Source organism: Actinomadura sp. BRA 177 (genome assembly GCF_013372625.1).
In the GTDB taxonomy this organism is placed as follows: domain Bacteria; phylum Actinomycetota; class Actinomycetes; order Streptosporangiales; family Streptosporangiaceae; genus Spirillospora.
Window position 1 is genome coordinate 1 of sequence record NZ_JABXFD010000293.1, and the last position, 8,030, is coordinate 8,030.

Consider the following 8,030-nt stretch of genomic DNA (forward strand, 5'->3'; position numbering starts at 1 on the left):
GCACTCCACCGTCTCCAGAAACTGCCCCGCCTGCTGCGCAGCTTCTTCTCCGACCCGCACCTGGCCTACATCACCGGGTGACCGACACGAAACCAGCAAGTCGAGAAACCCAAGATCTTCTTAGATCACGGCTCACCCCGTGAATGGACACGTGCGAACGTCTGGGGGACGGGCGCGCACTTGGTGTCGCTTGGACGTGTTCAGGCCCTTATCGCGAGGAGGCTGCCTGAACGGTTTCCCCGTGGTTTTCGGGTGGGGGTCGGGCCCGTGTTGCCTGCCATTGAGGCGCCCGCGGCGTGGCGGCGCGCTCGTACCGCGCTACGTTTTGTCGGGCTCGGTTCCGATGTCGTCCACTATGACGGGCTCGGCGCGCTCGCGGTCATCGCCGCCCGGATGAGAGATGAGGACATCGCGGAGATTGCGGACGTGACCGCGTTGGACGGGCTTGCCGCGGAGCCGAACGGGACGGACACGCTGGCCGTCCTCGCGGCGTTCTGCGCCACCGGCTCCGCACGGCAGGCCGCTGTCCGGGTGCACCGGCACCACAGCACGATCGCCGCGCGGCTCGCGCACGCCGAGGAGCGGCTCGGCTTCTCGTTCTCCGCGCCGGGCGGGCGGCGCCGGCTGGACCTCGCCATCCTGCTGCGGCACCTCCGCGACACCCCGGAGTGACGGCGAGTGCCCCCATCCAGGAGGACACGCTGGCCAGGATGCGGATTGCCGGGTCCCGGCCGCCGCGCCGCACTACGCTGAGCGCCACATATGGCCACAGTGGAGGGCATGGCGCATGAACCGCAGTGAACTGGTCAAGACCGTGGCGGAACGCGTGGGAGGCGACGAGTCTGACGCCCGCCGGCACATGGACGCCGTGTTCGACACCGTGATGGAGCGCGTGTCCGCCGGGGAACGCGTCATCGTGACCGGATTCGGGACGTTCGACAGCTTCGCCCGTCCGGCCCGCAGCGCCCGCAACCCGCGCACCGGCCAGCCGGTCGAGGTGCCCGCCGCGCAGGTCCCGCGGTTCCGGTCCGGGCAGACGTTCCGCAACCGCGTCGCCGGGAGCGCCCTGGACCCGGCCCCGGCCTCCGCCCCCGAGCCGGTCGCCGCCCCCGAGCCGGCCTCCGCCCCCGAGCTGGCCTCCGTCCCCGAGTCGGTCGTCGCCCCGGAGCCGGCCGTGACGATGCCGGTCGAGGCGCCGGCCGTGAAGCAGCCCACGGACGGCAAGCAGGCCAAGCAGACCAAGAAGAACGCCGCGGCGGGGAAGTCGTCCAAGAAGGCCAAGACGGTCGCCTCCCAGCCCGCGCAGAGCCCCAAGGACGCGAAGATCGCCGAGGTCGCGAAGGACGCGGAGAGCGCGGAGAGCGTTAAGGGCGCGGAGAGTGCCGGGAATGCCAAGAGCGGCGGGAACATCAAGAGCGCTAAGGGCGTCAAGGGCGCCGTGAAGGTAATGGGCGCTAAGGGCGTCAAGGATGCGAAGATCGCCGAGGTCGCGAAGGACGCGGAGAGCGCGGAGAGCGTTAAGGGCGCGGAGAGTGCCGGGAATGCCAAGAGCAGCGGGAACATCAAGGGCGTCAAGGGCGCAGAGAAGGTGAGGGGCGTCGAGAGTGTGAAGGGCGTCGAGAACGCTAAGGGCGCTGAGGGCGTTAAGGGCGCCGAGGGCGTTAAGGGCGTCAAAGGGGGCGGGAAGGTTAAGGGGGGTAAGAAGAAGGAGCGGAAGGTCAAGGCCGTCAAGTAGGGGTGCGTCAGTGGAGGGGGAAGCCGAGGGCGCGGCCCTGTTCTCGTAGGTTGTCGCGGGCGGACGGGTGGGCCACGCGGTCCACTATCTGCTGGGCCTGGGACGCTGAGTCGTGGCCCCAGATCGTGGCGGTGCCCTGTTCGCTGACGATGAAGCTGTGCTGGAACGAGGTGACCGGGCCGGCCAGTTGCGGGATGACCGTGGAGACGTCCGCCTTCGGGTGCCAGGACGGGAGTGCGATGATCGCGCGGCCGCCGGGGGAGTGCAGGGCGCCCACGACGAAGTCGGTCTGCCCGCCGAAGCCCGAGTAGATCACCCCGCGCACCCGGCTGGCGTTGGCCTGCGCGTACAGGTCGACCTGGAGCGCGGAGTTCACCGACACCAGCCGGGGCCGGCGCGCGATCAGGCCCGGGTCGTTGGTCTTCTCGGTGCGCAGCATCCGGACGCGCTCGTTGCGGTCCGCCCAGTCGTAGAGTTCCTCGCTGCCGAACGCGAACGAGGCGGTGATCGGCGTGTCCGGGTCGAGCGCGCCGGCCTTCTCCAGGGCGAGGACGCCGTCGCTGAACATCTCCGACCAGATCCCGAGGCCGCGGCGGTCGAGCAGGGAGGCGAGCACCGCGTCCGGGATGGCGCCGATGCCGAGCTGCAACGTGCCCCGTTCGGGGACGAGCCGCGCCACCCGGCCGCCGATCTCGCGCGCGACATCCCCGGGCGGACGCGGTACCGGGCTGGCGAGCGGCTCGTCCGACTCGATCGCGTAGTCGATCTCGTCGACCGCCATGACGGCGTCGCCGAAGGTGTGCGGCATCCGCGGGTTGAGCTGCGCGATCACCAGTCCGCCGCGGGCGCGCACCGCCTCGACGGCGGCGGGCAGGATGTTGACCTCGATGCCGAGCGACACCGTCCCGTTCCGCGGCGCCGATGTCTGGACGATCACGACGTCGGGCGGCAGCGACCCCTTCAGCAGGTTCGGGACGAGTGAGAGCCGTGACGGGAAGTACCGCAGGTTCGGCAGTCCCCGCATGCCCGCGCCGACGAACGGCGTCTCCAGCTCCACGCCGTCGCGGTCCGGCAGCTCGCCCTGCGCGTTCAGCATGAACAGCCGGTACTCGGGGGCGGCCTCGTCCAGGACGGCGAGGGCGCGGCGCGGGGTGGCGAAATTGCCGCCGGCGACGACGCGCGGCCGTCCCGGCAGGCCCGCGAGGACGGTGGCGAGGTGCGGTTCGGAGATGACGCGCATCAGGTGTGCCCCTGGATCGAGACGCGGGTGACGCCGGGGACGGTGCGGGCGAGGATGTCGGCGACGCGGCGGGCCGGTTCGTCCGCGTCGCCGCCGAGCAGTTCGACGGCGCCGTCCTGGACGGAGACGTCCCAGTGCCGGCCGTCCGGCCCGTACTCGTCGATCGCGGCGAGCACGTCGTCGCGGATGCGGGCGTCGCCGCGGGCGAGGATCGCGATGAGGTCGCGGCGGCTGACGATGCCGACGATGCCGGCTCCGGCCAGCACGGGGACGCTCTTGATCCGCGTCCGCATCATCGTGTCGGCGAGCGTCGCCACGTCGGTGTTGGGCCGCGCGGTCTCCACCTCGCGGGTCATGACCTCCTCCACCAGGCGCGGCACCGGGTTCGCGGTCGTCGCGACCGGCCGGGCGAAGGCCCGCGGGTCCCGCTCGAACACGCCGCGCAGGAGGTCCATCTCGCTGACGATGCCGGCGAGCCCGCCCGCCTCGTCCACGACGGGCAGCGCGGTGATGTCGTGCTCGTGCAGGACGCGGATCGCCTGGCGGACCGTGGCCGTCCGCGGGATCGTGACGACGGGCGAGGTCATCGCCTCCCGGACCAGCATGGCCTGTCTCCTTCCGGCGAGGACGCCGTTCACCTACCCGATCGGGACGTTCCCGACCCCGCCCGTCCATGATCGCCGGTGGAACCGCACCGGCCCAGGGCCGAACGTCCCGGCCCCGGGCCCCGCGCTAGACGACCAGGCTCAGCAGCAGGACGAAGACCAGGCCGCACACCGAGATGACGGTCTCCATCAGCGACCACGTCTTGATGGTCTGCCCGACGCCGAGCCCGAAGTACTCCTTCACCAGCCAGAATCCCGCGTCGTTGACGTGCGAGAAGAACAGCGAGCCGGCGCCGATCGCCAGCACGAGCAGCGAGGTCTCGCCGGTGTCGAGCGCGCCCGTCAGCGGTGCGAGGATGCCGGCGGCGGTGACGGTCGCGACGGTCGCCGAGCCGGTGGCCAGCCGGATGAGGACGGCGACGAGCCAGGCGAGGAACAGCACCGAGAACCCGCTGTCCTTGACCCAGTCGGCGACCAGCTCGCCGATCCCGGTCGCGATCAGCGTCTGCTTGAAGCCGCCGCCGGCCGCCACGATCAGCAGGATCCCGGCGATGGGCGGCAGCGACTCGGTCAGCGACGCGGAGATCGACCGCCGGTTCATGCCCGCGCCGAGGCCGAGCGTGAACATCCCGACGACGACCGCGATGAGCAGCGCGATCAGCGGCGTGCCGAGGTTGTCGAGGATCGTGCGGACGGCGCCGCCCTCGTCCAGCGCGATGTCGGCGATGGCCTTGCCCAGCATCAGCACCACGGGCAGGAGCACCGTGGCCAGCGTGATCGGGAAGGACGGGCGGTGCCGCAGGATCTCGTCCTCGGCGGTCTTCTTGTCCGCCTCCTCGTCCGGGGCGTCGACGTAGAGGTACGGCGGCATGACGTCCACCCAGCGGGACGCGTACCGGGCGAACACCGGGCCGGACAGGGCGACCGTCGGGATCGCGACGAGCACGCCGAAGCCGAGCGTGAGGCCGAGGTCGGCGTTGAGCGCGTCGATGGCGACGAGCGGTCCCGGGTGCGGCGGGACGAGCCCGTGCATCGCCGACAGCCCGGCCAGCGCCGGGATGCCGACCGCGATGAGCGACAGGCCCGAGCGGCGCGCCACCAGGAAGATGACCGGCATCAGCAGGACGAGGCCGATCTCGAAGAACATCGGCAGCCCGATCAGCGCGCCGACGAGGGCCATCGCCCACGGCAGGAACGCGCGCCTGGACCGTCCGACGATGGTGTCGACGATCTGGTCGGCGCCGCCGGAGTCGGCCAGCAGCTTGCCGAACATCGCGCCGAGCGCGATGAGCGCGCCGACGCCGGCCGCGGTGTCGCCGAAGCCCTTGCCGAAGGCGTCGATGGTGTCGGACATGGGGAGCCCCGCGATGCCGCCGACCAGCAGCGCGCCGAGCGTGAGGCTCAGGAAGGGGTGGACCTTGAAGTAGGTGATCAGTACGACGATCAGCGCGATGCCGGCGAGCGCCGCCGGCACGAGCCGCCCGCTCGAGGCCGCCGGCGCCGCCGCCAGCAGGATCGGGTGCATGCGTCATCCTCCGGGAGCCAGGCGAAGACGATGTCGGCACGAGTGTGAACGTATGACCTGCTCTTTACAAGGGATAGAAGTGAAAAATCATATCTTTTTGTGATTCTCACCTTTCTTCGTGTGATGATTGGGCCATGGCGGACCATCCCCGGGCCGGGCTGCACGGCAGCGTCCTCGACCGGCTCGGCATGCTGATCACGTCCGGCGACCTGGGCGCGGGCGAGGTGCTGCGGATCGAGCAGCTGGAGGCCCGGTTCGGGGTCTCCCGGTCGGTGGTGCGGGAGGCGATCCGCGTCCTGGAGTCCATGGGCATGGTCACCAGCCGGCGCCGGGTCGGCGTCACGGTCGCCGAGCGGGTGCGGTGGAACCTCTACCACCCGCAGATCATCGGCTGGCGGCTGGACGGCGCGGGCCGCGACGAGCAGCTGCGCTCCCTCGGCGAGCTGCGCCGCGGGCTGGAGCCGGTCGCCGCCGCGCTCGCCGCCCGCCGCGCCACGCCCGCGCAGTGCGGCACGCTGACCGGCGCCGTCATGGACATGGCGGTGCACGGCCGGTCCGGCGACCTGGCGGCCTACCTCACCGCCGACGTCCTCTTCCACCGGACGCTGCTGGAGGCGTCCGGCAACGAGATGATGGCCGCCCTCAGCGGTGTGGTCGCCGCCGTCCTCGCCGGCCGCACCCACCACCACCTGATGCCCACCCACCCCGAACCGGTCGCGATCCGCTGGCACGCGGAGGTGGCGCAGGCCGTCCAGTCGGGCGACGCGGACGCCGCCGAGCGCGCCATGCGCGACATCGTCGACGAGGCCACCCAGGCGATGCTGGACGCCGGCGACCGCGACGGCGACAGTGACCGCGACGGCGACGGCGAGAAGGCGGGCGGCGCCTAGAAGAGGGTGGGCGGCTCCGCCGGCACCGGCTCCGGCAGCGGCTCGACCTCCGGTGCCCGCGCCCGCACCTCGTCGTGGAAGCGGCGGGCCAGCGTGAGGGCGTCGGCGTTGTCCGGCGTGTGGACGAACACGGTCGGGGACCGTCCCTCGCGCACCCACTCCGCGGCCTTCTCCACCCAGAACCGCCAGCCCTCGACGGTGCGCTCGGTGTCGTCCCGGCCGAGATAGCGGACGATCGGACGGTCGGTGAGCGCCGCCGACCGGCGCGGCACGCGCGGCTTCTTCGTCCACGCGTCGCGTTCGGCGTCACTGGTCGGCGGGCTCCGGAAGAACGCGGTGGTGTCGAACGGAACCCACTCGGCGCCGGCCCGTCCGAGCACCCGCTCCAGGTCGCGGACGCACCGCGCGTCCTCGAAGAACGCACGATGCCGGACCTCGACGGCGTACCGGTGCGCGGTGGGCAGGCCGCGCAGGAAACCGGCCAGCGTCCCGAGGTCGCCGGGACCGAACGAGCCCGGCAGCTGCACCCAGAGCGCGTGTGTCCGCGACTCCAGCGGCTCCATCGCGTGCAGGAACGACCGGAGGTCCTCCTCGAACCCGGCGAGCCGCCGCTCATGGGTGATCGTCTTCGGCAGCTTCACCACGAACCGGAAGTCCGGCGCGGTCTGCTCCGCCCACGACTCCACCGCGCTCCGCGCCGGCGTCGCGTAGAAGGTCGTGTTGCCCTCCACGGCGTCGCACCAGCTCGCGTAGGCGCGCAGCCGCTCGCCCGGCGGCAGCGACGGCGGCAGCAACCGGCCCTGCCACCGCGCGTGCGCCCACATCGCGCACCCCACATGAACCCGCATGGCGCCCGACGCTACCGAACCCGGCGCGGTGATTGCGGTGCGGACGACCGGGTACGAGGCGCGCGATGACCACCGGCAGGGGATTCGGGTCCGTTCCGTCCGCGCTGCGCAACGCCGCCGCGGCGGCGGCGTGCCTGCTGCTCGTCGCGGCGGCCGTCTGGCTCGTGGTCTACGTGCTGTTCAAGATCATGGCGCTGACGATGGCGGTCATCGCCGCGCTGCTGCTGACCGCGCTGGTGGCGCCGGTGGCCCGGCTTGTGCGGCGGCTGCGGGCGCCGCCCTGGGCCGCCGCGCTGTCCGGGCTGCTGACGCTGCTCCTCGCGATCGCCGGGGCGCTCGCGCTGGTCGGCGACCAGATCGCCGGGCAGTGGCGGCAGATGAGCCGCGGCCTGACCAACGGGCTGGACCGGGCCCGCGACCAGATCGTCAACGGCCCCCTGCCGATCAGCCGGCAGCAGCTGGACAACGTCGTGGACGGGATGATCAAGGCCGCCCGGCGGGCCTCGCCCGACCCGATGACCAGCGCCAGCGTCGCCGCCGAAGTGGCCGCCGCCGCGCTGATCTCGCTGTTCCTGCTGTTCTTCATGCTGAAGGACGGCCCGGACATGTGGGGCTGGATCATGCGGCTGGTGCCCGAGCGCCGCCGTCCGAAGATCGACGCGGCGGGCCGCGCCGGGTGGGGCGCGCTGGTCTCCTACGTGCACGGCATCGTGCTGATCGCGCTGGTGGACGCGGTGGGCATCGGCCTGGCGCTGGTGCTGATCGGGGTGCCGTTCGCGCTGCCGCTGACCCTGCTGACGTTCATCGCCGCGTTCATCCCGTTCGCCGGGGCGATCGTCGCGGGCGCCGCCGCCGTGCTCATCGCGTTCGTCAGCGGCGGGCTCACCGACGCGCTGCTCGTGCTCGCCGCCGTGATCATCGTCCAGCAGGCGGAGAGCCACCTCCTGCAACCGCTGATCATGGGCCGGACGCTGAACCTGCACCCGGTCGTGGTCGTCCTCTCGGTCACGGCCGGGACGCTGCTGGCGGGCATCGCGGGCGCCGTCATCGCCGTGCCGATCGTCGCGGTCGTGTACCGCGTCGCATCCGTGCTGACCGCCGACGACGCGCCCGCCTCCCCGCCCGCCCCCGACACCCAGCCACGGCCGGGACCGCGTCATGATCGTCCCCGGCCGGCTCCGCCCCGG

8 protein-coding genes are annotated in these 8,030 nt (G+C 72.2%); 4 read left to right on the forward strand and 4 right to left on the reverse strand.

Features of this window, described 5'->3' with window-relative positions; genetic code table 11:
* Positions 1-267 precede the first annotated feature (267 nt).
* Together HUX53_RS13710 and HUX53_RS13715 are read left to right on the forward strand one after the other, a co-directional pair.
* Positions 268-672: a helix-turn-helix domain-containing protein gene (locus HUX53_RS13710; protein ID WP_176403566.1), complete on the forward strand. Its 405-nt coding sequence runs from the start codon at positions 268-270 to the stop codon at positions 670-672.
* 115 nt (positions 673-787) lie between these two features.
* Positions 788-1,735: an HU family DNA-binding protein gene (locus HUX53_RS13715; protein ID WP_176403567.1), complete on the forward strand. Its 948-nt coding sequence runs from the start codon at positions 788-790 to the stop codon at positions 1,733-1,735.
* A gap of 7 nt (positions 1,736-1,742) precedes the next feature.
* On the opposite strand, the gene HUX53_RS13720 is transcribed toward HUX53_RS13715, so the two are convergent.
* The 3 genes from HUX53_RS13720 to HUX53_RS13730 form a co-directional block, all read right to left on the reverse strand.
* Positions 1,743-2,975, reverse strand: a complete 1,233-nt coding sequence (locus tag HUX53_RS13720; protein WP_176403568.1) for an acetyl-CoA hydrolase/transferase family protein — start codon at positions 2,973-2,975, stop codon at positions 1,743-1,745.
* Entirely contained in the window at positions 2,975-3,580 is a 606-nt protein-coding gene (locus HUX53_RS13725; RefSeq protein ID WP_176403569.1) for a CBS domain-containing protein, read from the reverse strand. The genes HUX53_RS13720 and HUX53_RS13725 overlap by 1 nt, the downstream gene beginning before the upstream one ends.
* Before the next feature lie 127 nt (positions 3,581-3,707).
* The gene (locus HUX53_RS13730) at positions 3,708-5,105 is read right to left on the reverse strand and encodes a GntP family permease (protein WP_176403570.1); all 1,398 of its coding nucleotides are present in this window, start codon (positions 5,103-5,105) and stop codon (positions 3,708-3,710) included.
* Between the two features lie 134 nt (positions 5,106-5,239).
* Between HUX53_RS13730 and HUX53_RS13735 the strand changes: the two genes are divergently transcribed.
* Complete coding sequence (locus HUX53_RS13735; protein WP_176403571.1) at positions 5,240-5,995, forward strand: FadR/GntR family transcriptional regulator; 756 nt, start codon at positions 5,240-5,242, stop codon at positions 5,993-5,995.
* On the opposite strand, the gene HUX53_RS13740 is transcribed toward HUX53_RS13735, so the two are convergent.
* Positions 5,992-6,843, reverse strand: coding sequence for a DUF72 domain-containing protein (locus HUX53_RS13740; protein ID WP_176403572.1), 852 nt, complete (start codon positions 6,841-6,843; stop codon positions 5,992-5,994). The two genes, HUX53_RS13735 and HUX53_RS13740, sit on opposite strands and share 4 nt — an antisense overlap.
* 65 nt (positions 6,844-6,908) lie before the next feature.
* Here HUX53_RS13740 and HUX53_RS13745 point away from each other — a divergent pair.
* Positions 6,909-8,030, forward strand: a 1,122-nt coding sequence (locus HUX53_RS13745) for an AI-2E family transporter (protein WP_176403573.1), incomplete at its 3' end; no start/stop codon positions are given.

Coding starts and splice junctions, on each gene's coding strand:
- HUX53_RS13725 (WP_176403569.1), bottom strand. CDS start 3,580: ATGCTGGTCCGGGAGGCGATGACCTCGCCCGTCGTCACGATCCCGCGG.
- HUX53_RS13740 (WP_176403572.1), bottom strand. CDS start 6,843: ATGCGGGTTCATGTGGGGTGCGCGATGTGGGCGCACGCGCGGTGGCAG.
- HUX53_RS13715 (WP_176403567.1), top strand. CDS start 788: ATGAACCGCAGTGAACTGGTCAAGACCGTGGCGGAACGCGTGGGAGGC.
- HUX53_RS13735 (WP_176403571.1), top strand. CDS start 5,240: ATGGCGGACCATCCCCGGGCCGGGCTGCACGGCAGCGTCCTCGACCGG.
- HUX53_RS13730 (WP_176403570.1), bottom strand. CDS start 5,105: ATGCACCCGATCCTGCTGGCGGCGGCGCCGGCGGCCTCGAGCGGGCGG.
- HUX53_RS13720 (WP_176403568.1), bottom strand. CDS start 2,975: ATGCGCGTCATCTCCGAACCGCACCTCGCCACCGTCCTCGCGGGCCTG.